The 23,519-nt window shown below is 69.7% G+C and carries 26 protein-coding genes; 11 read left to right on the top strand and 15 right to left on the bottom strand.

The window, feature by feature from the left end:
- Positions 1 to 5: 5 nt before the first annotated feature.
- Positions 6 to 833 (bottom strand): TrmH family RNA methyltransferase, encoded by an 828-nt coding sequence (locus IFT36_RS00595; RefSeq protein WP_123570062.1) that lies wholly within the window; start codon positions 831 to 833, stop codon positions 6 to 8.
- A gap of 103 nt (positions 834 to 936) precedes the next feature.
- Between IFT36_RS00595 and IFT36_RS00590 the strand changes: the two genes are divergently transcribed.
- Both IFT36_RS00590 and IFT36_RS00585 read left to right on the top strand, forming a co-directional pair.
- Entirely contained in the window at positions 937 to 1,779 is an 843-nt protein-coding gene (locus IFT36_RS00590) for an NAD-dependent protein deacetylase (protein WP_056045171.1), read from the top strand.
- A gap of 28 nt (positions 1,780 to 1,807) precedes the next feature.
- Positions 1,808 to 2,455: a histidine phosphatase family protein gene (locus IFT36_RS00585; protein WP_200412180.1), complete on the top strand. Its 648-nt coding sequence runs from the start codon at positions 1,808 to 1,810 to the stop codon at positions 2,453 to 2,455.
- Positions 2,456 to 2,480: 25 nt separating this feature from the next.
- Here IFT36_RS00585 and IFT36_RS00580 read toward each other — a convergent pair whose 3' ends face one another.
- Both IFT36_RS00580 and IFT36_RS00575 read right to left on the bottom strand, forming a co-directional pair.
- Complete coding sequence (locus IFT36_RS00580; protein ID WP_200412179.1) at positions 2,481 to 3,569, bottom strand: glycosyltransferase family 4 protein; 1,089 nt, start codon at positions 3,567 to 3,569, stop codon at positions 2,481 to 2,483.
- Complete coding sequence (locus IFT36_RS00575; RefSeq protein ID WP_307784983.1) at positions 3,566 to 4,471, bottom strand: alpha/beta fold hydrolase; 906 nt, start codon at positions 4,469 to 4,471, stop codon at positions 3,566 to 3,568. Before IFT36_RS00575 ends, IFT36_RS00580 begins: the two co-directional genes overlap by 4 nt.
- A 70-nt stretch (positions 4,472 to 4,541) precedes the next feature.
- Between IFT36_RS00575 and treS the strand changes: the two genes are divergently transcribed.
- Both treS and IFT36_RS00565 read left to right on the top strand, forming a co-directional pair.
- Positions 4,542 to 6,281: a maltose alpha-D-glucosyltransferase gene (gene treS, locus IFT36_RS00570; protein ID WP_200412178.1), complete on the top strand. Its 1,740-nt coding sequence runs from the start codon at positions 4,542 to 4,544 to the stop codon at positions 6,279 to 6,281.
- A 54-nt stretch (positions 6,282 to 6,335) separates the two neighbouring features.
- Positions 6,336 to 7,058 (top strand): 3'-5' exonuclease, encoded by a 723-nt coding sequence (locus IFT36_RS00565; protein WP_052505248.1) that lies wholly within the window; start codon positions 6,336 to 6,338, stop codon positions 7,056 to 7,058.
- A gap of 181 nt (positions 7,059 to 7,239) precedes the next feature.
- Here the strand turns inward: IFT36_RS00565 and IFT36_RS00560 are convergent, their stop codons facing one another.
- The 3 genes from IFT36_RS00560 to glgA form a co-directional block, all read right to left on the bottom strand.
- Entirely contained in the window at positions 7,240 to 7,488 is a 249-nt protein-coding gene (locus tag IFT36_RS00560; RefSeq protein ID WP_043594989.1) for a type B 50S ribosomal protein L31, read from the bottom strand.
- A gap of 118 nt (positions 7,489 to 7,606) precedes the next feature.
- Complete coding sequence (locus IFT36_RS00555) at positions 7,607 to 8,392, bottom strand: ABC transporter ATP-binding protein (protein ID WP_200412177.1); 786 nt, start codon at positions 8,390 to 8,392, stop codon at positions 7,607 to 7,609.
- Between the two features lie 10 nt (positions 8,393 to 8,402).
- Positions 8,403 to 9,587, bottom strand: a complete 1,185-nt coding sequence (glgA, locus tag IFT36_RS00550; protein WP_123570768.1) for a glycogen synthase — start codon at positions 9,585 to 9,587, stop codon at positions 8,403 to 8,405.
- 47 nt (positions 9,588 to 9,634) lie between these two features.
- Here glgA and IFT36_RS00545 point away from each other — a divergent pair, with 47 nt between their 5' ends.
- Together IFT36_RS00545 and serB are read left to right on the top strand one after the other, a co-directional pair.
- Positions 9,635 to 10,876, top strand: coding sequence for a glucose-1-phosphate adenylyltransferase (locus IFT36_RS00545; protein ID WP_054146106.1), 1,242 nt, complete (start codon positions 9,635 to 9,637; stop codon positions 10,874 to 10,876).
- A gap of 53 nt (positions 10,877 to 10,929) precedes the next feature.
- A complete protein-coding gene (serB, locus tag IFT36_RS00540; RefSeq protein WP_200412176.1) occupies positions 10,930 to 11,568 on the top strand; it encodes a phosphoserine phosphatase SerB in 639 nt (212 codons plus the stop codon).
- A 58-nt stretch (positions 11,569 to 11,626) separates the two neighbouring features.
- Here serB and fabG read toward each other — a convergent pair whose 3' ends face one another.
- A complete protein-coding gene (gene fabG / locus IFT36_RS00535; protein WP_056045191.1) occupies positions 11,627 to 12,337 on the bottom strand; it encodes a 3-oxoacyl-ACP reductase FabG in 711 nt (236 codons plus the stop codon).
- Between the two features lie 205 nt (positions 12,338 to 12,542).
- On the opposite strand from fabG, the gene IFT36_RS16275 reads away from it, so the two are divergent.
- The 3 genes from IFT36_RS16275 to IFT36_RS00520 are packed head-to-tail and all read left to right on the top strand — an operon-like array spanning position 12,543 to position 14,001.
- Positions 12,543 to 12,917, top strand: coding sequence for a DUF3099 domain-containing protein (locus IFT36_RS16275; RefSeq protein WP_236556971.1), 375 nt, complete (start codon positions 12,543 to 12,545; stop codon positions 12,915 to 12,917).
- Positions 12,917 to 13,153 (top strand): hypothetical protein, encoded by a 237-nt coding sequence (locus IFT36_RS00525; protein ID WP_056045199.1) that lies wholly within the window; start codon positions 12,917 to 12,919, stop codon positions 13,151 to 13,153. The genes IFT36_RS16275 and IFT36_RS00525 overlap by 1 nt, the downstream gene beginning before the upstream one ends.
- Positions 13,150 to 14,001, top strand: a complete 852-nt coding sequence (locus IFT36_RS00520; RefSeq protein ID WP_159826604.1) for an SURF1 family cytochrome oxidase biogenesis protein — start codon at positions 13,150 to 13,152, stop codon at positions 13,999 to 14,001. The genes IFT36_RS00525 and IFT36_RS00520 overlap by 4 nt, the downstream gene beginning before the upstream one ends.
- An 89-nt stretch (positions 14,002 to 14,090) precedes the next feature.
- Here the strand turns inward: IFT36_RS00520 and IFT36_RS00515 are convergent, their stop codons facing one another.
- Positions 14,091 to 15,689 carry an ABC-F family ATP-binding cassette domain-containing protein gene (locus IFT36_RS00515; protein WP_200412175.1) on the bottom strand — a complete coding sequence of 533 codons (1,599 nt, stop codon included), beginning with the start codon at positions 15,687 to 15,689 and terminating at the stop codon, positions 14,091 to 14,093.
- A 148-nt stretch (positions 15,690 to 15,837) separates the two neighbouring features.
- Between IFT36_RS00515 and IFT36_RS00510 the strand changes: the two genes are divergently transcribed.
- A complete protein-coding gene (locus tag IFT36_RS00510) occupies positions 15,838 to 16,443 on the top strand; it encodes a biotin transporter BioY (protein WP_173150851.1) in 606 nt (201 codons plus the stop codon).
- 100 nt (positions 16,444 to 16,543) lie between these two features.
- On the opposite strand, the gene IFT36_RS00505 is transcribed toward IFT36_RS00510, so the two are convergent.
- From IFT36_RS00505 to sufB, 5 genes are read right to left on the bottom strand one after another with little or no spacing between them, the layout of a single operon-like run.
- Positions 16,544 to 16,876: a metal-sulfur cluster assembly factor gene (locus IFT36_RS00505; RefSeq protein WP_043594998.1), complete on the bottom strand. Its 333-nt coding sequence runs from the start codon at positions 16,874 to 16,876 to the stop codon at positions 16,544 to 16,546.
- A gap of 2 nt (positions 16,877 to 16,878) precedes the next feature.
- Positions 16,879 to 17,664, bottom strand: a complete 786-nt coding sequence (gene sufC / locus IFT36_RS00500) for a Fe-S cluster assembly ATPase SufC (protein ID WP_056045210.1) — start codon at positions 17,662 to 17,664, stop codon at positions 16,879 to 16,881.
- Between the two features lie 13 nt (positions 17,665 to 17,677).
- Positions 17,678 to 18,010, bottom strand: a complete 333-nt coding sequence (locus tag IFT36_RS00495; protein ID WP_082460222.1) for a non-heme iron oxygenase ferredoxin subunit — start codon at positions 18,008 to 18,010, stop codon at positions 17,678 to 17,680.
- Positions 18,010 to 19,236 (bottom strand): Fe-S cluster assembly protein SufD, encoded by a 1,227-nt coding sequence (sufD, locus tag IFT36_RS00490; RefSeq protein WP_082460223.1) that lies wholly within the window; start codon positions 19,234 to 19,236, stop codon positions 18,010 to 18,012. The genes IFT36_RS00495 and sufD overlap by 1 nt, the downstream gene beginning before the upstream one ends.
- Positions 19,237 to 20,655 (bottom strand): Fe-S cluster assembly protein SufB, encoded by a 1,419-nt coding sequence (gene sufB / locus IFT36_RS00485; RefSeq protein ID WP_056047429.1) that lies wholly within the window; start codon positions 20,653 to 20,655, stop codon positions 19,237 to 19,239.
- A 299-nt stretch (positions 20,656 to 20,954) separates the two neighbouring features.
- On the opposite strand from sufB, the gene IFT36_RS00480 reads away from it, so the two are divergent.
- The gene (locus IFT36_RS00480) at positions 20,955 to 21,923 is read left to right on the top strand and encodes a COX15/CtaA family protein (protein ID WP_307784982.1); all 969 of its coding nucleotides are present in this window, start codon (positions 20,955 to 20,957) and stop codon (positions 21,921 to 21,923) included.
- Between the two features lie 17 nt (positions 21,924 to 21,940).
- On the opposite strand, the gene IFT36_RS00475 is transcribed toward IFT36_RS00480, so the two are convergent.
- Positions 21,941 to 22,375, bottom strand: a complete 435-nt coding sequence (locus IFT36_RS00475) for a GNAT family N-acetyltransferase (RefSeq protein WP_200412174.1) — start codon at positions 22,373 to 22,375, stop codon at positions 21,941 to 21,943.
- A gap of 4 nt (positions 22,376 to 22,379) precedes the next feature.
- The gene (locus tag IFT36_RS00470; protein ID WP_123570072.1) at positions 22,380 to 23,303 is read right to left on the bottom strand and encodes a heme o synthase; all 924 of its coding nucleotides are present in this window, start codon (positions 23,301 to 23,303) and stop codon (positions 22,380 to 22,382) included.
- Between the last annotated feature and the right edge of the window lie 216 nt (positions 23,304 to 23,519).

Raw genomic sequence — 23,519 nt, 5'->3', positions numbered from 1 at the left:
ACCGGTCACGCGACCGCCGCCGACCCGTCCGCCGGCAGACGCAGGGCCCAGAGGGCCACGGCCGAGGCGGCGGCCACGTTGAGGCTGTCGACGCCGTGCAGCATCGGGATGGTCACCACCGTGTCGGCGGCCCGCAGGGCGGCCCGGCTGAGCCCGTCGCCCTCGGTGCCGAGCAGCAGGGCGACGCGGTCCGGAGGCGCGGCCGCGTAGGCGTCGAGGGTCACCGCGTCGTCGCTCAGCGCCAGGGCGGCCACCTCGAAACCCGCCTCGCGGAGCAGCCCGGCACCGGCCGGCCACTCGGGGAGGCGCGTCCACGGGACCTGCAGCACGGTGCCCATGCTGACGCGGACGCTGCGCCGGTAGAGCGGGTCGGCGCAGCGCGGGGTGATCAGGACGGCGTCCGCCCCCAGACCGGCGACGGCTCGGAAGATCGCGCCCACGTTCGTGTGGTCGACGATGTCCTCGAGCACGACGACGCGCCGCGCGCCGTCGAGCACCGACTCGACCGTGGGCAGCTCGGGACGGTGCATGGCGGCGAGGGCCCCGCGGTGCAGGTGGTAGCCGGTCAGCGTCTCGAGCAGGGCCGCGTCGCCGACGAAGATCTCGCCCTCGTGGTCGGCCACGAGGGGTTCGATGTCGGGCAACCACCGGTCGGTCATCAACACCGACCGGGGCACGTGGCCCGCCCGCAGCGCCCGCTCGATGACCTTGGTCGACTCGGCGATGTAGAGGCCGCCCTCCGGCTCGGACACGCGCCGCAGCGCGACGTCGGTGAGCCGGTTGTAGTCGGCGAGTGCCTCGTGGTCGAGGTCGGTGATGCGGGTGACGTGCACGGTGCTCCACGGGGGACGGCCCCGGCGGACGGGCGACCGCTGGAATCGAATCGGAGGGGGACGCGTTTAGGCTAGCGTCACCGCACCCGAAGGAGCCCCACCCGTGTCGAACGCCCCCGCGGCCCCCACCGACGAGCAGGCCCTCGAGGCCGCGGTCGAGGCCCTCCGCGGGCGCCGCGTGGCCGTGCTCACCGGGGCGGGGGTCAGCACCGACTCGGGCATCCCCGACTACCGGGGCGAGGGCGCTCCGCCCCGCAACCCCATGACCTTCCAGCAGTTCCTCTCGAGCGAGAGCTACCGCAAGCGCTACTGGGCCGGCAGCCACCTCGGCTGGAAGTCCTTCCGTGCCGCCGGGCCCAACGAGGGGCACCGGGCGCTGGCCCGGCTCGAGGCCGCCGGCGTCACGAACGGCGTCATCACCCAGAACGTCGACAACCTGCACGTCCGCGCCGGGTCGCGCCGGGTCGTCGACCTGCACGGCACCGTCGACCGCGTCGTCTGCCTCACCTGCGGGCAGGCGTTCGCCCGCGACATGGTGGCGGCCCGCCTCGCCGCCGAGAACCCCTGGATCGACGAGCCCGACCAGGTGCGGCTCGCCCCGGACGGCGACGTCGAGGTGCACGACATCGACGCGTTCGTCGTGCCGACCTGCACGGTGTGCGGCGGCCTGCTCAAACCCGACGTCGTGTTCTTCGGAGAGTTCGTGCCCACCGAGCGGTTCGCCGAGGCGCGCTCGATGGTCGTCGGCGCCGAGGCGCTGCTCGTCGCCGGCTCCTCGCTCGTCGTCAACAGCGGCATCCGCCTGCTCGACCAGGCGACGCGTCGCAAGCTGCCCGTGGTCGTCCTGAACCGCGGCGTCACCAAGGGCGACTCGCGGGCCACGGTTAAGCTGGACGCCGGCACGTCGGAGACCCTGGCGGCCCTGGCCGAGCACCTGGGCGCCTGACCCCCGGGCCGTGCCCACCGGAGGAACGATGACGCTCTTGTACCTGGTCCGCCACGGCGAGACCGACTGGAACCGCGCCCGACGCATCCAGGGCTCCACCGACATCCCCCTGAACGACCTCGGTCGGTCGCAGGCCCGAGAGACCGGCGACCTGCTCGCCCGGCGTCGGTTCGACGCCGTCGTCGCCAGCCCTCTGTCGCGCGCGGCCGAGACCGGGTCCATCATCGCCGAGCGCCTGGGCCTGGCCGCGCCCGAGCTCGTCCCCGAGGTCGCCGAGCGTCGCTACGGCGACGCCGAGGGGCTGACCGGCGAGCAGGTCGAGGCACGGTTCCCCCACGGCACCCCGGTGCCCGGTCGTGAGAGCCGCGGGGCCCTCGTCGCACGGGTGCTGCCCGCCCTCGCCGCGATCGCGGCACGGCACGGCGACGGCTCGTCCGTGGTCGTCGCGACGCACGGCGCGGTCATCCGGGCGGTCGTGAACCATGTCTCCCCCGACACCGACGCGCACCTGGGAGTGCCCATCCGCAACGGGTCCGTCCACTCGTTCGAGTTCACGGGCGACGCCTTGACGCTGCGGGAGTTCGACGACCCGATCGAGGTCGAGTCCGAACGCGCCGGCACCTACTCGTTCGAGTACCAGAACCCCCTCGAGCGCGACGCGGCCGAACCGGCCTGAGCCGCCGGACCCGGCCGCCGGTGGGTCAGCGTCCCGGGCGTCGACGCCGGTGGCCGCCCGCTGCGGCGACGTCGGCCAGCAGGCGCAGCAGCACGTCGGCCGAGTCACGCCAGCTGAACCGGGCGGCCTGCTCGACCGACGCGGCCGAGCGCGCCTCCCACTCGCCCTCGAGTCGTCGGACGGCCGCGGCGATCGACGCGGGCGACGACGGGTCGAAGTAGAGCGCCGCGTCTCCGCCGATCTCGCGGAAGATCGGGATGTCGCTGACCACGGCCGGCGTGCCGAGGGCCATGCCCTCGACGAGCGGGATGCCGAAGCCCTCGGCGCGCGAGGCCGTCACGACGGCCGTCGCCCCCAGCAGGGTCTCGCGGTACTCGTCGTCGCTCGCCCCGTCGTGGAAGACCAACGACCCGGCGGGTGCCAGGGCCGTCAAGGAGGCGCGCTCGGCCCCGGACACCCGGCTCATCAGGTGCAGTCGGTACCCGTCGAGCAACGGCAGTGCCCTGGCCAGCGCGGCCACGTTCTTGTACGGCATGAACGACCCCATGTAGACGAGGTCGCGGCTCGCCGGCGCGGTGCGGGGCTCGACGGGGTCGACCGGGTCGGCCGCGTTGTACACCACCGTCACGGGACGCCGGGTCAGGCGGTGGCGACGCATCTCGTCCCGCGTCGTGCGGCTCACGGTGACGACGGCGTCGGCCCGGTTCAGGAGCACCCGCTGCGGCCACCAGGCCAGGTGGTACAGCCGCCAGAGCAGCTTGATCGGCCAGGCGAACTCGGGTGGCGGCGTGCGGTTCGTGTAGTAGATCAGGTCGTGCAGGGTCAGGACGAGCGGGTACCGGCGTCCGGCGGAACCCATGGTCTGCATGGGCGACCAGACGACGTCGGGGCGCAGCGCGTTCACCTGCCGGGCCACGAGCGGCTCGAGGACGCTCGTGGGCGCGCTGACGAGCAGGTGTGGTGCGTCGGGCAACGCGTGGAGCTGGCGGGGGTCGCTGACCAGCATCGTCACCTCGTGGCGCTCGGCCAGCGCCGACACCACGCCGGCGCTGAAGCGGCTGATGCCGTCGTGGCGTCCGACGCGGACGTAGCGGCAGTCTACGACGATCTTCATCGGACGAAGGCCTCGATCGCGGCGGCGGCCTGGCGCGGCTTCTCGTAGTGGATCAGGTGGCCCACGCCCTCGATCACGTCGAGCGTGGCGTCGGGGAAGAGCGCCTGCAGTCGGTGCTGGGCGGGCAGGGCGGTGATGTCGTCGCGGTCGGCGGCGACGAGGAGGGTGGGGACGGTGACGCGGGCAGCGTACGTGCTCACGTCGCTCGAGACCGATGCGCGGAACGCGTCGAGCACCACGCGACGGTCCGAGAACCGCGAGAAGAAGCTGTCGTGCTGGTCGTGGATCCACCGGCGCAGGGCCCGGTCGTGGGTCTTGACCATGGCGAGGCTGGTGAACCTCGTCACGGCCGCGTTCTGCAGCACCTGCTGACCGGCACGTTCGGGCAGGGCCGCGCCGGCCCAGTAGTAGAAGACGGCCAGACGCGTGACCACGCCGCGCGGGCCCTGCAGGGCGGGGGCGGCGATCGGGTTGACCAGGATCAACCGGGAGGCGCGGAGCCCGTCGGCCACCGCGGCCGCCGTGACGATCGAGCCGAACGAGTGCCCCAGCACCACGACGTCGTCACCGAGCGAGAGGGTCGCCACGAACGCGGTCAGCCAGCGCGCGTACGCCGCGACGCTGTGCTCGCCGTCGAGCGGGGTCGACTCGCCGAAGCCCGGCAGGTCGGGCATGACCACCCTCGCGTGGTCGAGGTGCGCCACGACCGGTTCGAGACCGTGGTGGTCGCCCCGGAAGCCGTGCACCGCGACGACGGTGACCCGCGCCTCCTGCCCCTCGGGAGGCTCGTACGTCCAGTAGCGGGTGAGGCTGCCGGCGACCTCGACGGCGTCGTCGCGCACCGGTCGGGCGTCGAGGCGGGCACGGTAGGGCGACTTCACGCGCGGGGGTCGGACGATCACGAGCCCGAGTCTACGAGCGACGCGCTGGTCGGAGTGCGCGTCCCGGGGCGCGCGCCCGTAGGGTGGGCGGGTGAGCTTCACTGCCCCGATCCAGCAGCCCGGACTGACCCTCGACCCCAACTGGCACCGCCGTGCGGTGTTCTACGAGGTGATGGTGCGGTCGTTCGTCGACAGCAACGGGGACGGGGCGGGCGACCTCCAGGGTCTGCTCACCCGCCTCGACTACCTGCAGTGGCTCGGCGTCGACGCCCTCTGGCTGCCGCCGTTCTTCCAGTCGCCCCTGCGCGACGGCGGGTACGACATCCAGGACTACAAGGCGATCCTGCCCGAGTTCGGCACCCTCGACGAGTTCCGCGACCTGGTCACGAAGTCGCACGAGCGCGACATGCGCATCGTCATCGACATGGTGCTCAACCACACCAGCGACCAGCACGAGTGGTTCCAACAGAGCCGCGAAGACCCCGAGGGCCCCTACGGCGACTTCTACGTCTGGCGCGACACCGACGACGAGTACTCGAACATCCGCGTCATCTTCGTCGACACCGAAGAGTCGAACTGGACGTTCGACCCGGTGCGTCGTCAGTTCTTCTTCCACCGCTTCTTCTCGCACCAGCCCGACCTCAACTTCGAGAACCCCGCCGTCCAGGAAGCGGTCTTCGACGTCGTCCGTCACTGGCTGGCGATGGGCGTCGACGGGCTCCGCCTCGACGCGATCCCGTACCTGTTCGAGACCGAAGAGGGCAACGGCGAGGGCGAACCGGCCACGCACGAGTTCATCAAGCGTCTGCGCGCCATGGTCGACGAGGAGTTCCCGGGTCGCGTGCTCATCGCGGAGGCGAACCAGTGGCCCGCCGAGACGGCGGCGTTCTTCGGCACCGAGGACGAGCCGGAGTGCCACATGGCCTTCGACTTCCCGGTCATGCCCCGCATCTTCTACTCGCTGCGCGCCCAGAGCGCCGACGAGCTCAAGCGCATCCTCTCCGAGACGACCGAAGTGCCCCCGGGCGCGGCCTGGGCCGTCTTCCTCCGCAACCACGACGAGCTCACCCTCGAGATGGTCAGCGAGGAGTACCGGCAGGCGATGTACGGCTGGTACGCGTACGACCCCCGCATGCGCTCGAACATCGGCATCCGTCGTCGTCTCGCTCCTCTGCTCGACAACTCGCGCGCCGAACTCGAACTCGTCCACGCGCTGCTCTTCTCGCTGCCCGGCAGTCCGTTCCTGTACTACGGCGACGAGATCGGCATGGGCGACAACATCTGGCTGCCGGACCGCGACTCGTCCCGCACGCCGATGCAGTGGACGCCCGACCGCAACGCCGGCTTCTCGACCGCCGACCCGGGCAAGCTCTTCCTGCCCGTCGTCCAGTCGCTCGTCTACAACTACAACCTGGTCAACGTCGAGAGCCAGCTGGCGCAGTCGCGGTCGCTGCTGCACTGGGTCCGCAACGTCATCCACGTGCGCAAGGCCCACCCGACCTTCGGCCTCGGCACCCTCGAGGTGCTCGAGACGAACCAGGAGTCCGTCCTGTCGTTCGTCCGGTCCTACGAGGGGGCCGGCACGCAGTTCGGCGACTCGGCCGAGGACATCCTCTGCGTCTTCTCGTTCGGTCACAACCCGACCTCGGTCGACATCGTGGCCCCGCAGTTCGCCGGGCGCACGTTGGTCGACCTCTTCGGCGGAGCGCAGTTCCCCTCGTTCGACGACGAGGGCAAGGTCACCCTGACCCTCGGCACGCAGGCGTTCTTCTGGCTGCACGTCGGCGACGTGCCCGTGGCGGCGGCACCCGCTGTCGGTGGCGCCTCCTAAGCTCACAGAGTGACTGACACCGACACGACCGGCACCGCCCCCGACCTCGCGGCCGTGGGCGAGCCGCCGGCCGCCTGGTGGCAGGCCCTCGGCGTCTTCGACCTCGAGACGACGGGCATCGACGTCGAGACGGCCCGGATCGTCACCGCGCACGTCGGCCTGATCGACGCCACCGGTGCGACGGTCGCACACGGCGAGTGGTTGGCCGATCCGGGCGTCGAGATCCCCGAGCAGGCCAGCGCCGTCCACGGCATCTCGACCGAGCGAGCCCGAGCCGAGGGGCGACCGGCCGCCGAGGTCGTGGCCGAGATCGTCGCGGCCATCCGTGCCGTCTTCGCCCGCGGCGTGCCGTTGGTCGTCTACAACGCGCCCTACGACCTCACGCTGCTCGACCGTGAGGCCCGCCGCCACGGTGTCGAACCTCTCGGCGAGGTGGGCGAGATCGGCTGCGTCGTCGATCCGCTCGTCATCGACAAGGCCGTCGACACCTACCGCAAGGGCAAACGCACCCTCGAGGCCGCCGCGGCCGTCTACGGCGTCTCGCTCGACGACGCCCACGACGCCGGGGCCGACGCGATCGCCGCCGGCCGTGTCGCCCAGGCGATGGCCAAGCGGTATCCCGATCGCCTCGACGTGCCCGTGACCGAGTTGCACGACCTCCAGGTCGGGTGGTGCTCGACCCAGGCCGAGAGCTTCCAGCAGTACATGCGCCGTGCGAAAGACCCCACCTTCACCGCTCACGGTGACTGGCCGCACCGCCCACTGCCGTTCGCCTGAGTACAAACGCTCCACTGCGCCTCCTGGGCTCGCCCGCTCCTCCGTCTCCTGGGCTCGCCCGCGCCTCCTGCGCCGCGGTGTCACACGACGTGCACCTTCTCGGTCGGGCACCCTCACCCGGGCGCACGAGAAAGGCGGCCCACCGAAGTGGGCCGCCTCTTTCGGGCGTGTGGGCTGTGGCCTACTTGCCGAAGTTCTTGTAGCGCGAGTTGAACTTCTCGACGCGACCGGCCGAGTCGAGGATGCGCTGCTTGCCCGTGTAGAACGGGTGCGACTCGGACGAGATCTCGACGTCGATGACCGGGTAGGTCTCACCGTCGAGCTCGATGGTCTTGTCGCTGGTCGTCGTGGAGCGCGTGAGGAACGTGGCGCCCGACGCGAGGTCCCGGAAGACGATCTGCTTGTACTCGGGGTGGATGTCGGTCTTCATGATTGTCCTAGGTCTAGCGAACGAGTGATGATGGTGAGTTCAGGAGGCGCGTGCAGCATCGCTGCGGGCCAGCTGTCAACGATACCAGACCGACGGCCCGGATCGTAGGAGGCGCGGTTCAGCCCGCGGCGCGGGCCGAGTACCGACCCCCGTCGGACTCGACCCGCAGTTCGACGCCGAACGTGGCGCCGAGGGTCTCGGCCGTGATGACCTCGTCGAGCGGACCGGCGGCCACGACGGAGCCGTGGTCGAGCAGCAGGGCGTGCGTGAATCCCTTGGGGATCTCCTCGACGTGGTGGGTCACCATGACGATGGCCGGAGCGCCCTCGGACGAGGCGTAGCCCGAAAGCATCTGCAGCAGTTCTTCGCGGGCGCCGAGGTCGAGGCTCGCGGCCGGCTCGTCGAGCAGCAGCAACTCGGGGTCGGTCATGACCGAGCGGGCGATCTGGACGCGCTTCTGCTCGCCGTCGCTCAGCTCGCCGAAGGTACGGTCCGAGAGGTGGTCGAGCTTCCACTCGTCGAGAACGCGGTGCGCCCGACGGACGTCGACGCCCTCGTACTCTTCGTTCCAGCGCCCGGTGACCGAGTAGGCGGCCGTCAGGACGACGTCGACGACCTTCTCCTTCGCCGGGATGCGCCGGGCGATGGCCGTCGAGGCGAAGCCGATGCGTGGCCGCAGGTCGAACAGGTCGACGGAGCCGAGGTCGGCGCCGAGGATGCTGGCCTCGCCCGAGGACGGGTGGCTCTGCGCGGCGGCGACCTGCAGCAGGCTCGTCTTGCCGGCACCGTTCGGGCCGAGCACGACCCAGCGCTCGTCGGAGTCGACCGTCCAGGTCAGTTTGTCGACGACGGCTGTGCCGCCTCGGACGATCGAGACATCGGTGAGCTGCAGGACGGTAGGCATGGTCCTCAGCCTAGTTGAGCAGGCCCTCGTAGATCCCCAGCGTCTGCTCGGCGATCCGCGACCACGAGAACTCTTCTTCGGCCCTCATGCGGCCGGCTCGTCCCATGAGGCGGGCGAGTGCCGGGTCGGAGACGACCTCGGTGAGGGTGGCCGCCAGGTCGGCCACGAAGCGGTCGGGGTCGACCGGGGTGCCGGTGCCGTCCTGCACCTGGTCGAGGGGCACGATCCGGCCCGTCAGACCGTCCGCGACGACCTCGGGGATGCCGCCCGTGTCGGACCCGACGACGGGGACGCCGCAGGCCATCGCCTCGAGGTTGACGATGCCGAGGGGTTCGTACACCGAGGGGCAGACGAAGGTGGTGGCGGCGCTCAGCACCGCACTGAGCTGGTGACGGGGCAGCACGGTGTCGATCCACACGACACCGGTGCGCTCCTCTTGCAACTCTCGGACGAGACCCGTGACCTCGGCCATGATCTCGGGGGTGTCCGGCGCGCCGGCGCAGAGCACGAGCTGCACGTCGGCCGGCAGCAGCTTGGCCGCGCGCAGCAGGTACGGCAGGCCCTTCTGGCGGGTGATGCGACCGACGAAGACGACGGAGGGGCGGTCGGGATCGATGCCCAGGCTGCGGACCAGCTCGGCGTCGTCGACGCGCTTCCAGCCGTCGAGGTCGATCCCGTTGTAGACGACCTGGACCTTCGACTCGTCGATCGACGGGTAGGAGCGCAGGATGTCGCGGCGCATCCCGTCGCTGACCGCGATGACGCGGTCGGCGGTCTCGTAGGCCTGACGCTCGATCCAGCTCGAGACGCGGTAACCGCCTCCGAGCTGTTCGGCCTTCCAGGGTCGGAGCGGTTCGAGGCTGTGGGCCGTCAGGACGTGCGGGACCCCGTGCAGCATCTGGGCCAACTGGCCGGCCGCGTTCGCGTACCAGGTGTGGCTGTGGACGACGTCGGCTCCGGCCACGTCCTGGGCCATGCTGACGTCCACGCCGAGGGTGCGCAGCGTGGCGTTGGCCTGGTCGAGCTGGGGCAGGTCGGGGTACCCGGTCGTGTCGGGTTCGGGGTCGACCTCGCCGAAGGCACGGACCTGCACCTCGACGCCCTGACGCAGGGCCTTGACGAGTTCGACGACGTGGACGCCCGCTCCCCCGTAGACGTTGGGCGGGTATTCCTTGGTGATGACATCGACTCGCACGTGGTTCACCGTAGTCGTGCGACCGCGAATCGTGCCATTCTGGCCCCATGGCATCAAAGAAGATCTTCGGCATCGTCCTGGCTGGTGGCGAGGGCAAACGCCTGATGCCGCTGACCGCCGACCGCGCGAAACCCGCTGTCCCGTTCGGTGGCAACTACCGTCTCATCGACTTCGCCCTGTCGAACCTGATCAACTCGGGTCTCCGGCAGATCGTCGTCCTGACCCAGTACAAGTCGCACAGCCTCGACCGCCACGTGTCGCAGACCTGGAGCATCGAGGGCCTGCTGGGTGCCTACGTCGCCTCGGTCCCGGCACAGCAGCGGCTCGGCAAGCGATGGTTCGCCGGCAGCGCCGACGCGATCCTGCAGAGCCTGAACCTCCTGCGTGACGAGAAGCCCGACATCGTCGTCGTGGTGGGTGCCGACCACGTCTACCGCATGGACTTCTCGCAGATGATCGAGGCGCACATCGCCTCGGGCGCCGGGGTCACCGTCGCCGCCATCCGTCAGCCCATCTCGCTGGCCGACCAGTTCGGCGTGATCGAGGTCGACTCGGACGACCCGACCCGCATCGGCCGGTTCCTCGAGAAGCCGACCGACGCCACGGGCCTGCCGGACTCCCCCGACGAGATCCTCGCGTCGATGGGCAACTACGTCTTCGACGCGGACGTCCTGATCGACGCCGTGCTGCGCGACGGCGAGAAGCCCGACTCCAACCACGACATGGGCGGGGACATCGTCCCCGACTTCGTCTCCCGGGGCGACGCGGCGGTGTACGACCTCAACCGCAACGAGGTGCCCGGGTCGACTGAGCGCGACCGCTACTACTGGCGCGACGTCGGCACCATCGACTCGTTCTACGACGCGCACCGCGACCTGATCTCGGCCCTGCCGATCTTCAACCTCTACAACACCGACTGGCCGATCTTCAGCCAGCAGCTCAACTCGCCCCCCGCGAAGTTCGTCCGCGACGGCCACGGCAACCTCGGCACGACGATCGACTCGATCGTGTCGCTCGGCTCGTTGCTCTCGGGAGCGCACGTGGAGCGCAGCGTCCTGGGGCCATGGTGCACCCTCGACAGCGGCTCGCGGGTCGTCGACTCCGTGGTCTTCGAGCGGGCCCACGTCGGCCCGAACGCCGTCGTCAACCGGGCGATCCTCGACAAGGACGTCGTCATCGCGGCCGGCGCGTCCGTCGGCGTCGATCCCGAGGCCGACCGGGCCCGCGGGTTCACCGTCACGCCCTCCGGCATCACGGTGGTCGGCAAGGGCGTCCGGGTCGACCAGTAGACGCCCGGAGTCACACGAGCGGCGCGGTGCGTCGGCGGCCCTAGGCTGTCGGCGTGCCGCGTTTCCTCATCGTCCTCGACGTCGACTCCACCCTCATCGAGGACGAGGTCATCGAACTCCTCGCCGACGCGGCCGGCTCCCGGGCGCACGTCGAGGACGTGACCTCCCGGGCCATGGCCGGCGAGCTGGACTTCGCCGCGAGTCTCGCCGAGCGCGTCGCGACCCTCGAGGGTCTGCCCGAGTCGGTCCTCGCCGAGGTCCGAGCGCACCTCACTCCGACCCGCGGCGTCCGTGAACTCGTCGACGGCGTCCATGCCGCCGACGGTCTGGTGGGCGTCGTGTCCGGTGGGTTCCACGAGACCCTCGACCCGCTCGCGGACGACCTGGGGCTCGACTTCCGCCGGGCCAACCGCCTCGAGCTCCGTGGGGGCAGGCTGACCGGACGGGTCTGCGGGCCCGTGATCGATGCGCACGCCAAAGCCGCCGCTCTTCGCGGATGGGCCGAGGAGGCGCGGGTCGACCTCGCGCACACCGTCGCGGTCGGCGACGGCGCCAACGACCTCGAGATGATGGCCGTGGCAGGGCTCTCGGTGGCGTTCAACGCCAAGCCGCGGGTCCGGGAGCGAGCCGACGTGGTCGTCGGGACGAACGACCTGTCCCAGGTGCTGCCCCTGCTCGGGCTCCGGGGCTGAGCCACCGGAGGAGGCGGGCACCCGACGGCGGTCGACCCGCGCCTCCTGGCCGGTGGGCCTAGTGGCCCATGCCGAGGCCGCCGTCGACGGGGATCACGGCACCCGAGATGTAGGCGGCGTCGTCGCCCGCGAGCCACGTGATCGTCTTCGCGACCTCGGCCGTCGTGCCGTACCGGCCGGCGGGGATGCTCTTCTTGTACTCGGCCTGCTGAGCCTCGGGCAGGACGGCGGTCATGTCGGTCTCGACGAAGCCGGGGGCCACCACGTTGGCGGTGATGCCGCGGGCACCGAGCTCGCGGGTCAGGGAGCGGGCGAAGCCGACGAGGCCCGCCTTCGAGGCCGCGTAGTTGGCCTGACCCGGTCCGCCGTAGAGGCCGACCACGCTCGACACGAGCACGATGCGGCCGAACCGGGCCTTGAGCATGCCCTTGGACGCCCGCTTCACGACGCGGAAGGCCCCACCGAGGTTCGTGTCGACGACGGAGGTGAAGTCGTCCTCGGTCATGCGCATGAGCAGACCGTCCTTCGTGATCCCGGCGTTGGCCACGACGACCTCGACCGGGCCGAGCTCGGCCTCGACGGTGCTGAAGGCCGCGTCGATCGAGGCGGCGTCGGTGACGTCGGCGACGACGGTCAGCGTGCCCTCGGGGCCCTGACCGCTCCGGGCGGTGACGGCGACGCGGTGTCCCTGGGCGACGAACTCCTCCGCGATGGCGAAGCCGATGCCTCGGTTGCCGCCGGTGACGAGGACGGTGCGGGGCGTGGTCATGGGTGGTCTCCTCGGGGGCGATCTCGACGGCCACCGCTCGGTGCGGCGGACTCACGGCGAACCTGTGATCGGCAGGCCGCCGACCAGCCTACTGTCGGACCCGGGTCTTAGGATCGAGGCGGTCCCCCGGACGTCTGGTCCCCGAGATCGATCCGGCACCCGTCCGTGGTGCGTCCACCCTCCTCCCGACATCGAGGTGTGCCCCGTGAAGGCCTCGAACACGATCACGTCCCTGCCCCCCTCCCCCACCGACGACCGGCACTCCCGCATGGTCAAGTACCTGGTGGCGATGGGCATCAGGTTGGTCTGCATCGCCCTGTGCTTCGTCTTCCCCCTCGGGTGGTGGACGTTGTTGCCCGTCATCGGTGCCGTCGTCATCCCGTACATCGCCGTGGTGTTCGCCAACGTCGGTCACGAGTCCGGCGACGCGGTCGAGAGCCCCGGCGGCATCGAGCTGTACCGCGAGCCCCAGGCGCCGTTCCGACCGACGGTGGTCGACGGCGACGCCGGTCCTGCGGGCCCCGCCGACCCGTCCGACGACGTCCCCGGCGAGCCCGACCACGATCGGCGCACCGTCTGATGCTCGGTCTCGATCCCGTCGGCGTCCAGTGCTCTCGCGCCTCGTGTCGAGCCGAGGCACGGCATAATGTCCACTGGCGCAACCCCAAGATCCACGGCATCGACCGGGTCAAGGTGTGGTCGGCATGCGACGAGCACGTCGACTTCCTGCGCGAGTTCCTCGCGGCACGTGACTTCCCGGTCGTCGTGACGGGGGTGTCAGAGGTCGTCGAACAGGTCGGAACGGAGGCGCGGTGACGAACATCCGCTTCGCCCTCTCACGCAGATGGCTGGGCTACCTCGCCGTCGCCGTCGCGTTCGCGATCATCTGCGTGTTCCTCGCGCACTGGCAGTGGTCCCGACACGACGAGAAGCTCGCGGTCGTGCACCAGCTCGAGCAGACCTACGACGCCGACCCGGTCCCCCTCCACCAGGCCCTGCCCGAACTGTCGTCCTACGACGCGGCCCAGGAGTGGCAACCGGTCGAGATGACGGGGCGCTACCTCACCGACGACGAGTTGCTGGTCCGCAACCGTCCGCTCAACGGCCAACCCGGCTTCGAGGTCCTCGTCCCGTTCCGCACCACCCAGGGCGACGTCTTCGTGGTGGACCGCGGTTGGGTACCCACCGGCAACGCCCAGGACTCCCCCGACGTCGTGCCCGCGCCTCCTTCGGGCGACGTCACCGTGGTCGCACGCCTGAAGCCGGGCGAGCCGGCACTGGGCGACCGCACGGGCGTCCCCGGGACGAACCAGATCGCGACCATCCAACTCAGCGAGGTCGAATCGCGAGTCGGGCAGCCCGTCTACTCGAGCGCCTACGGTCTGGTCGTCAGCGAGAGCCCCGCGCCGGCCACGGCACCCGTGCCGTCCACGAAGCCCGAGATCGACACCGGTCTGAACCTGTCGTACTTCGTCCAGTGGCTCATGTTCGCGGTCGGTGCGTTCGGGTTCCTGTTCTACGTGTTCCGCCAGGAGTACCGCAACCAGAACGCGGACGACGACGAACTCGTCGAACGCGAGGCAGAACGCCAGCGCCGTCGTGACGCCCGACCCCGCCACGACAACGACGTCGAGGACGAGATCCTGGACGGCGCTCACCGCTGACCGGACCGCCGGCCGGGCCCGGGTGGACCGGGGCCCCACGGCACCCAGGGCCGGGAGCCTGGGGCCTGGGGCTTGGGCCGGTGCCCGGGTCAGGCCAGGTTGATCAGGTCGGAGTAGTCCGGGGTCCAGTGGTCCTCGGTGCCTTCGGGCATGATCAGCACGCGCTCGGGGTTCAGGGCCTCGACGGCGCCCTCGTCGTGGCTCACCAGGACGACGGCCCCCTCGTAGTTGCTCAGGGCGTCGAGGATCTCGAGTCGGCTCGCGGGGTCGAGGTTGTTGGTGGGCTCGTCGAGCAGCAGGACGTTCGCCCCCGAGACGACGATCATGGCCAGCGCCAGGCGGGTCTTCTCGCCGCCGGACAGCACGCCGGCCGGCTTCGCCGAGTCGTCGCCCGTGAAGAGGAACGAGCCCAACACGCGTCGCGCCTCCATCTCGGTGATGTTCGGAGAGGAGGACACCATGTTCTCGAGGACGCTGCGCTTGACGTCGATCGTCTCGTGCTCCTGGGCGTAGTAGCCGACCCGCAGCCCGTGGCCCGGCTCGAGCTGCCCGGTGTCGGGAGCGTCGACCCCGGCGAGGATGCGGAGCAGGGTCGTCTTGCCCGCACCGTTCAGGCCCAGGATGACGACCTTCGAGCCACGGTCGATGGCGAGGTCCACGGCCGTGAAGATCTCGAGGGAACCGTAGCTCTTCGAGAGGTTCGAGGCCATCAGCGGCGTCTTGCCGCACGCGACCGGCGTCGGGAAGCGCAGCTTCGCCACGCGGTCGACAGCGCGGACCTCGTCGAGGCCGGAGAGGAGCTTCTCGGCCCGTGCCACCATCTGGTGTGCCGCAGCGGCCTTGGACGCCTTGGCGCCGAACCGGGCCGCCTGCTTCTGCAGGGCCGAGGCCTGCTTCTCGGCGTTCGAGCGCTCTTTCTTGCGGCGCTCCTCGTCGGCGGCGCGCTGTCGCTGGTAGTTCCGCCATCCCATGTTGTAGACGTCGATCGCCTGCCGGTTGGCGTCCAGGTAGAAGACGCGGTTGACGACCTCCTCGACGAGTTCGATGTCGTGGCTGATGACGATGACACCGCCCTGGTAGGTCTTCAGGTACTCGCGCAGCCAGACGACCGAATCGGCGTCGAGGTGGTTCGTCGGCTCGTCGAGGATCATCGTGTCGGCGGCCGAGAAGAGGATGCGGGCCAGTTCGATGCGCCGGCGCTGACCACCCGACAACGTCGACAGGGGCTGGTCGAGGATGCGATCGGGCAGGCTGAGGTTGCTCGCGATGGACGCCGCCTCGGCCTCGGCCGCGTACCCGCCGAGCGCGTTGAACTGGTCGTCGAGGTCGCCGTAGCGCTTCATGGCGCGGGCGGCGACGGCGGGGTCGGGGTCGCCCATGGCCAGGGTCGCCTCCTGGATGCCGAGCAGCAACTGGCCGAGACCTCGGGCGTCGAGGATGCGCGTCCGGGCGAGGTCCTCGGGGTTGCCGCTGCGGGGGTCCTGCGGCAGGTAGCCGATCTCACCGGTGCGTTCGATCTTGCCACCCGTCGGGAGGGTCTCGCCGGCCAGCGTCTTGGTCATGGTCGTCTTGCCGGCGCCGTTGCGGCCGACGAGGCCGATCTTGTCGCCCCGGTCGACCCGGAACGAGACGTCGGCCATGAGGAGGCGCGCGCCGACGCGGATCTCGAGATCGTGCACGGAGAGCACAGCAGATGTCCAATCGATTGGTGAGGAGTCCACAACGGGGCCCGGAAGGGGGCCGCCCATAAGATGGGGACGTCGTGTGGAGAGGGTCGCAGCACTGCGCTGCCGACCAGCCGCTCGGCCGATCAACCTACCCATTCTAGGAGTCCCCATGACGAACACTGCCGCATCGACCTCACGGCCGGTCCTCGCCGACCGTCTGGTGGCCCGGGGCGCCGCCGCCGACGTGGCCCTCGTCCTCGGTGGAGTCGCCGTCGTCTCGGCGCTCGCGCAGGTCCAGGTGCCGCTCTGGCCGGTGCCCGTCACGGGACAGACGCTCGGCGTCATGCTCGTCGGCGCCTCCCTCGGGGCCCGTCGAGGGGCGCTGTCGTTGGCCACCTACCTCGTGCTGGGAGTCGCCGGCCTGCCGATCTTCGCCGAGTTCTCGGGCGGTCCCCTCAGCGTCCTCAAGCCGAGCTTCGGCTTCGTCATCGGATTCGTCCTGGCGGCTGCCGTCATCGGCTGGCTCTCCGAGCGCGAGTGGGACAAGCAATGGTGGCGTTCTGCCGCCGCGTTCTTCCTCGCGAGCCTGATCCCCTTCGCCGTGGGCCTCCCCTACCTGGCCGTCGTGCTCGGATCGCTGGGCCTGCCGAACGACCTGCCGAGCGTCCTCGCCGCCGGTCTGTACCCGTTCATCGTGGGCGGGATCGCCAAGTGGCTGATCGCGGCGGCGGCCCTGCCCCTCGCCTGGCGTGCTCTGAAGCGCATCGGCGACTAGCTGCCTCCCGCTCCCTCGGCGTGCCCGGCGAGGGACGCGACGACGAAGCCCCGCCCCTCTCGGAGGGGCGGGGCTTCGTCGTGTCGTCGTCGGGCGACTCTCAGATGGAGAACCCGATGGCTCGCATCATGTCGCGTCCGTCGTCCGTGATGCGGTCGGGGCCCCACGGCGGCATCCACACCCAGTTGATGCGGAACGCGTCCACGACCCCGTCGAGGGCGTTGGCCGTGTCGCCCTCGATGACGTCCGTCAACGGGCAGCCTGCGCTCGTGAGCGTCATGCTGATGATGAGGGCGTTCTCGTGCTCTTCGTCCATCGCCAGGTCGTAGATGAGACCGAGGTCGACGATGTTGACGCCCAGCTCGGGGTCGACGACCTCTTTCAGGGCCTCGATGGTCTGGTCGAACTTCTCGGGGCTGAGTGCGACGGCCATGGTCAGACCGCCGAGGTCGCGGCGGCCTCGGCGGCGGCTGCCGTCACGTACCGGTCGTAGCCCTCGTTCTCGAGACGGTCGGCCAGCTCGGGGCCGCCCTCGTCGGCGACGTGGCCGTCGACGAAGACGTGGACGAAGTCGGGCTTGATGTAACGGAGGATGCGCGTGTAGTGCGTGATGAGCAACAGACCGAGGCCGGTGTTGGCCTTCGCGCGGTTGACACCCTCGGACACGATCTTGAGGGCGTCGACGTCCAGACCGGAGTCGGTCTCGTCGAGGACGGCGAACTTCGGCTTAAGCAGTTCGAGTTGCATGATCTCGTGGCGCTTCTTCTCGCCACCCGAGAAACCCTCGTTGACGTTGCGCTCGGCGAAGGCCGAGTCCATCTTGAGGGCGGTCATCGACTCGCGGAGGTCCTTGATCCAGCCGCGGATCGCGGGGGCCTCTCCGTCCAGGGCCGTCTTGGCCGTCCGGAGGAAGTTCGAGACCGTGACGCCGGGGATCTCGACGGGGTACTGCATGGCGAGGAAGAGGCCCGCCTTGGCACGCTCGTCGACGCTCATCTCGAGCACCTCGCGACCGTCGAGCAGGATCGATCCGCCGTCGACGTTGTAGCGGGGGTGGCCGGCGATCGTGTAGGCGAGCGTCGACTTGCCCGAGCCGTTGGGGCCCATGACGGCGTGGATCTCGCCCTCGTTGATGGTGAGGTCGACGCCCTTGAGGATGGGCTTGGGGCCGGCGTCGGTGTCGATGCTGACCTTGAGGTCACGGATCTCGAGAGTGGACATGCGTTCTGTTCCTTTACTGTGCGGCGTCGGTGGAGGTCGAGGTGGTGTCGACGTACACCTCGCCGTCGATGACGGAGACCGAGAAGACCGGTACGGGTTCGTAGGCGGGCAGCGTGAGCGGCTTGCCGGTGGTGAGCTCGAATTTCGAGCCGTGGGCCCAGCATTCGAGGGTGTCGTCCTCGACGAAGCCCTCGGAGAGCGAGATGTCGCCGTGGGTGCAGGTGTCGCCGATGGCGTGGATCGTGCCGGCGCTGTCCTTCACGACGGCGATCGCGACGCCGTCGACGACGACGCGATGGGCCTGGGAGGGGCTGACGTCGTCGACGCCGCAGACCTTCGTCGCCATCAGGCGATCGTCTCGGTCGAGGTCGCCTCGCCCGCGGCCAGTTCGACCTCGATGGCGTCCACGAGGCGGGCCTGCAGGTCGGCGTCCCCGATCTTCTGGATGACCTCGACGAGGAATCCGAGGACGACGAGGCGACGCGCCTCGTGCTCGGAGATGCCGCGCGACTGGAGGTAGAAGAGGTGCTCGTCGTCGAAGCGACCCGTCGCGCTGGCGTGACCGGCGCCTTCGATGTCGCCGGTCTCGATCTCGAGGTTCGGGATCGAGTCGGCGCGCGTGCCCTCGCTCAGCACCAGGTTGCGGTTCTGCTCGTAGCTGTCGGTGCCTGGTGCCGTCCGACCGATCAGGACGTCGCCGATCCACACCGTGCGGGCACCGGCACCCTGCAGGGCGCCCTTGTAGTTCACCCGGCTCCGCGTCTTGGGGGCGTCGTGGTTCACGTACACCTGCTGTTCGAGGTGCTGACCGGCGTCCGCGAAGTACACGCCATAGAGCTCGGCGTCCGCGCCCTGCTCGGCCAGGTGGGCCGACGGGTTGACCCGGACGACCGAGCCACCCAGGCTGACGACGAAGTGCTTCAGCTGGGCGTCGCGCCCGATCCGGGCGTGGTGGCTCGCGACGTGCACGGCGTCGTCGTCCCACTCCTGGAGCGTGACGACGGTGAGGTGCGCGCCCTCGTCCACGACGATCTCGACGTTCTCGACCAGCTGGGCCGATCCGGTGTTGCGGAGGACGACCATGGACTGGCTGTTGGCCTTGGCGTGGATCAGCGTATGACCCGCCCGTGGTTCACGGTCGAGGCCCGAGCGGCCGATGGTGATGGCCGACGGTTCGTCGCCGTCGAGGGTCACGACGAGCACCTTCTCGACGCTCGACCACGCGTTGGCGGCGGCCTTGTCCTCGGGAGTGCCCGCCGTGCCGACACGGGAGTCGGACCGGTCGACCCATTCGACGGTCGCGCCGGGCGTCTCGCGGGCCAGGTAGGCGTAAGGCGAGCCGTCGAGGTCTCCGTCGATCAACGGACGGAGGCGCGACACCGGACTGAGCTTCCAGTCCACCTCGCGACCGGTCACGTCGGGGAACGCCGTGGGGTCGACCGAGGTGAACCGCTCGGAACGCGTCTGGACGGGCACGAGGCCCCAGCCGCCGTCACTGTGGGCACCCGCGCCGTGCTGGACGCCCGGCGTGGTGGTGGACTCTGGTGTGGTGGTGGGTGCTGCGGCGGACATCTAGCCGACTGATCCTTCCATGCTCATCTCGATGAGCTTGTTGAGTTCGAGCGCGTACTCCATCGGGAGTTCGCGGGCGATGGGCTCGATGAAGCCACGGACGATCATGGCCATGGCCTCGTCTTCGGCCATGCCGCGTGACATGAGGTAGAAGAGCTGCTCTTCGCTGACCCGCGACACCGTCGCCTCGTGACCGAGCTGGACGTCGTCGACGCGGATGTCGATCGCGGGGTAGGTGTCGGAACGAGAGATCGTGTCGACGAGCAGGGCGTCACAGCGGACCGTGTTGGCCGCGTGGTGGGCGGCCTCGTCGACTCTCACCTCGCCACGGTAACCCGCGCGACCGCCGCCTCGCGCGATCGACTTCGACACGATGGACGACGTCGTGTAAGGCGCCATGTGGATCATCTTCGCGCCGGCGTCCTGGTGCTGACCGGGGCCCGCGAAGGCCACGGACAGGGTCTCGCCCTTGGCGTGCTCACCGACCAGGTAGATGGACGGGTACTTCATCGTCACCTTCGAGCCGATGTTGCCGTCGATCCACTCCATGGTGGCGCCCTCGTGCGCGATCGCCCGCTTGGTGACCAGGTTGTACACGTTGTTCGACCAGTTCTGGATCGTCGTGTACCGCACTCGGGCGTTCTTCTTCACGATGATCTCGACCACGGCCGAGTGCAGGGAGTCCGATTTGTAGATCGGGGCCGTGCAGCCCTCGATGTAGTGGACGTAGCTGCCCTCGTCGGCGATGATCAGCGTCCGCTCGAACTGACCCATGTTCTCGGTGTTGATGCGGAAGTACGCCTGGAGCGGGATCTCGACGTGGACGCCCTTGGGCACGTACACGAACGAGCCGCCCGACCACACGGCGGTGTTCAGTGCGGCGAACTTGTTGTCGCCGGCCGGGATGACCGTGCCGAAGTACTCCTGGAAGAGTTCGGGGTGCTCGCGCAACGCGGTGTCGGTGTCCATGAAGATGACACCCTGCTGCTCGAGGTCCTCGCGGATCTGGTGGTAGACCACCTCGGACTCGTACTGGGCGGCGACGCCGGCGACGAGGCGGTTGCGCTCGGCCTCGGGGATGCCGAGCTTCTCGTAGGTGTTCTTGATGTCGTCCGGCAGCTCGTCCCAGGTCGTCGCCTGCTTCTCGGTCGACCGGACGAAGTACTTGATGTTGTCGAAGTCGATGCCCGACAGGTCGGCACCCCACGTCGGCATGGGCTTGCGTTCGAACAGCGTCAGGCCCTTGAGCCTGTTCTTGAGCATCCACTCGGGTTCGCTCTTCAAGTTCGAGATGTCGGTGACGACCTCGGGTGACACCCCTCGGCGCGCCGAGGCGCCCGCGGTGTCGGAGTCGGACCAGCCGAACTCGTACTGCCCCAGGCTCTCGAGCTCGGGTCGATCGATCAACACGTCTGACATGACTACCTCTTTCTCTGCCGGACCGAACACGGGTCGGCCGAACGGCATTCCCCGGGTGGTGGAGCGGCCCAGCTGCTCGCCCTGCGAGTCGAACACGTCGGCTGTCGCCGCTCCGTCCGTCGACGCTCGACATGATCGAGACGTCAGGTGGCGTTGCTTAGACTGTTGATGAAGGCCGCGTCCCGCTTCTGCGGATCTCACGTCCTTCGGATGTCTCCGTCGACACCCTGCCGGGTCGTGTTCCTGAACCCGTTGATTCTACAGGGCCGACCGCCGAAAGTGACGAAAGGCAGCAAGTCGTGAGCAACGCACAGGTGGGCGCCACCGGAGTCCTGACCCGAGCCTGGTCGTGGCTCCCCACGACCGTCGATCGCCGGGTCCGTTTCGTCGCGTGGGCGTCGTTCGTCTGCCAGGTGCTGCTGATCGGCACGGGAGGTGCGGTGCGGCTCACGGGATCGGGGCTCGGCTGCCCCACCTGGCCACGCTGCACCGCCGACTCCTTCGTCAGCACGCCCGAGATGGGCATCCACGGGGTCATCGAGTTCGGCAACCGCCTCCTGACCTTCGTGCTCACGCTCGTCGTCATCCTCGCCTTCCTCTTCGTGCTGCGGATGCGGAAGGTCCGCCGCGACTTCTTCTGGCTCACCCTCGTCCAGGGCCTGAGCATCCCCTTCCAGGCCGTGCTCGGGGGGATCACCGTCCTCACCGGTCTGAACCCGTACATCGTCGGGGCACACTTCGTCGTCTCGATCGCCCTCGTCGCCCTCACCACCACCCTGCTCTGGCGCGTGTACCGCGGGCCCCGTGGGCACCACGCCGCCACTCCGCGTGGTCATGCGCGACTCGTCCACGTGACGGCCGCCGTGGTCGGCGTGACCGTGATCGTCGGCGTCCTGACGACCGGCTCCGGCCCCCACGCCGGCGATGCGGCGACCCCCCGCAACGGCCTCGACCCGGCGATCATGGACCACGTCCACAGCTGGCCGGCCTACGCGACCCTCGCTCTCACCCTGGCGGTCCTCGCCTGGACCGTCCAGGCGGGCCTCCCCCGTCGGTTCCCCGTGGCCCTGCTGGGCGTCGAACTCGTCCAGATCGCCGTCGGCATCACCCAGGCGCGCTCCGGACTGCCGCCCCTGCTCGTGGGGAGTCACATGGTCCTGGCCGCGCTGCTGGTGGCCGCGACGACCGCCGTGGTGCTGTCGCTGCGCAACGACCAGGCTCCCGACGAGGTCGAGCCGATCGTCGAGGCGGCCGCCGCCCGCGTCTGACCCGGGCGACGGGGGGTCTAGCCCCGGCGCATGACGGTGTCGACGTCGTCCTGCTCGACGACGACGAAGCCCGTCCGCTCGTAGAGCGACACTGCTCGGCTTCCCGTGAGCACGTCGAGGGTGACCGACCCCGTGGTGACCGAGCCGATCGCCTGCGCGAGGAGGGTCGTCCCGATCCCGTGGCCCCGCGCCTCCTCGACCAGGTAGAAGTGACGGAGCCAGGTCGTGTCGCCGTCCGGGTGAAGCGCGATGCAGCCGAGGAGGCGCTGGTCGCCTTCGACGACTCGTGTCTCGTCGGCCACGTACTCGCGGACGAATCGAGCCCGGTGGCGGGCCGGGTTCCAGATGCCGAGCCTCTCGAACTCGGGTCGCAGCACCACGAGCTTGAGAGCGGTCAGCTGTTCGAGGTCGTCCGGGCGCGCCGGACGGACGGTCCAGTCGGACGGCCTCACGGGATCAGAACGGCAGCAGGGGGTCGACCCCGACGGCGACGAACAGGAGCGTGAGGTACGTGATGGAGCTGTGGAAGACGCGCATCGGACGGACCTCGGCGACGTGCTGGATGGCCCGGCTGTAGAGCCGATGCGACTCCCAGACGAACCAGGCCCCGCTCGCGAGTGCCACGACGGTGTAGAGCACGCCCATGCCGGCGACGGGGACGAGGATCAGGGAGCAGACCACGGTGGCCCAGGCGTAGAGGATCACCTGCAGGCCGACGATCGACCGGCCGCGCACCACGGCGAGCATGGGGACGTCGGCCGCGGCGTAGTCGTCGCGGTACTTCATCGACAGTGGCCAGTAGTGCGGCGGCGTCCAGAGGAAGATGACCATGAAGAGAATGACGGCCGACCAGGACAGGTCGTTCGTGACGGCGGCCCAGCCGATGAGCACCGGCATGCACCCGGCGATGCCGCCCCACACGATGTTCTGCGGCGTGCGGCGCTTCAGCCAGAGCGTGTACACGACGACGTAGAAGAGGATCGCCCCGAGCGACAGCGCCGCCGAGAGCAGGTTGACCGTCAGGCCGAGCCAGACGATCGACGCGACGCCGACCACGTACGAGAAGATCAACGCCTCGCGGTCGCTGACCTCGCCGGTCACGAGCGGTCGACCCTGCGTCCGCTTCATGATGCGGTCGATGTCGCGGTCGATGTAGCAGTTGAAGGCCGAGGCCGAGCCGGCGCTCAGCGCCCCACCGATCAGCGTCGCGGCGACGAGCCACAGGTTGGGGATGCCCCCCTGGGCCAGGAACATCGTCGGCGCCGTGGTGACGAGCAGGAGCTCCATCACGCGGGGCTTCGTGAGGGCGACGTACGCCCGAGCCTTGCGACGGAAGCCCCGGGGTGACGTGTCGGGGCGGATGTCAACGGCTGCGGTCATGAGTCCTCTAACGAGACGAACGGTTTGCCCAAGGAGTCTAGGCGATGAACGTCGACGCTGACGGCGAACCCTCGGCCGATGCGGACGGGCGAAGGGGGTTCGTCCCTATACTTACAGGTGCTTGCCAGTCGTACGCCCTCTCGGTCCCGAATCACCGGACGAACCGTCCCGATCTCCGCCCCGGCGTGTGTGCGACCCAGCCGACGACGTCTCGGC

The sequence above is a fragment of the Frigoribacterium sp. CFBP 13605 genome, assembly GCF_014839405.1.
GTDB lineage: Bacteria > Actinomycetota > Actinomycetes > Actinomycetales > Microbacteriaceae > Frigoribacterium.
Note: the sequence above shows the minus strand (reverse complement) of the source record. Positions and strands in the feature narration are given on the sequence as shown.

Coding starts and splice junctions, on each gene's coding strand:
- IFT36_RS00585 (WP_200412180.1), top strand. CDS start 1,808: ATGACGCTCTTGTACCTGGTCCGCCACGGCGAGACCGACTGGAACCGC.
- IFT36_RS00580 (WP_200412179.1), bottom strand. CDS start 3,569: ATGAAGATCGTCGTAGACTGCCGCTACGTCCGCGTCGGACGCCACGAC.
- IFT36_RS00560 (WP_043594989.1), bottom strand. CDS start 7,488: ATGAAGACCGACATCCACCCCGAGTACAAGCAGATCGTCTTCCGGGAC.
- IFT36_RS00555 (WP_200412177.1), bottom strand. CDS start 8,392: ATGCCTACCGTCCTGCAGCTCACCGATGTCTCGATCGTCCGAGGCGGC.
- IFT36_RS00545 (WP_054146106.1), top strand. CDS start 9,635: ATGGCATCAAAGAAGATCTTCGGCATCGTCCTGGCTGGTGGCGAGGGC.
- fabG (WP_056045191.1), bottom strand. CDS start 12,337: ATGACCACGCCCCGCACCGTCCTCGTCACCGGCGGCAACCGAGGCATC.
- IFT36_RS00525 (WP_056045199.1), top strand. CDS start 12,917: ATGCTCGGTCTCGATCCCGTCGGCGTCCAGTGCTCTCGCGCCTCGTGT.
- IFT36_RS00510 (WP_173150851.1), top strand. CDS start 15,838: ATGACGAACACTGCCGCATCGACCTCACGGCCGGTCCTCGCCGACCGT.
- IFT36_RS00505 (WP_043594998.1), bottom strand. CDS start 16,876: ATGGCCGTCGCACTCAGCCCCGAGAAGTTCGACCAGACCATCGAGGCC.
- sufC (WP_056045210.1), bottom strand. CDS start 17,664: ATGTCCACTCTCGAGATCCGTGACCTCAAGGTCAGCATCGACACCGAC.
- IFT36_RS00495 (WP_082460222.1), bottom strand. CDS start 18,010: ATGGCGACGAAGGTCTGCGGCGTCGACGACGTCAGCCCCTCCCAGGCC.
- sufD (WP_082460223.1), bottom strand. CDS start 19,236: ATGTCCGCCGCAGCACCCACCACCACACCAGAGTCCACCACCACGCCG.
- sufB (WP_056047429.1), bottom strand. CDS start 20,655: ATGTCAGACGTGTTGATCGATCGACCCGAGCTCGAGAGCCTGGGGCAG.
- IFT36_RS00470 (WP_123570072.1), bottom strand. CDS start 23,303: ATGACCGCAGCCGTTGACATCCGCCCCGACACGTCACCCCGGGGCTTC.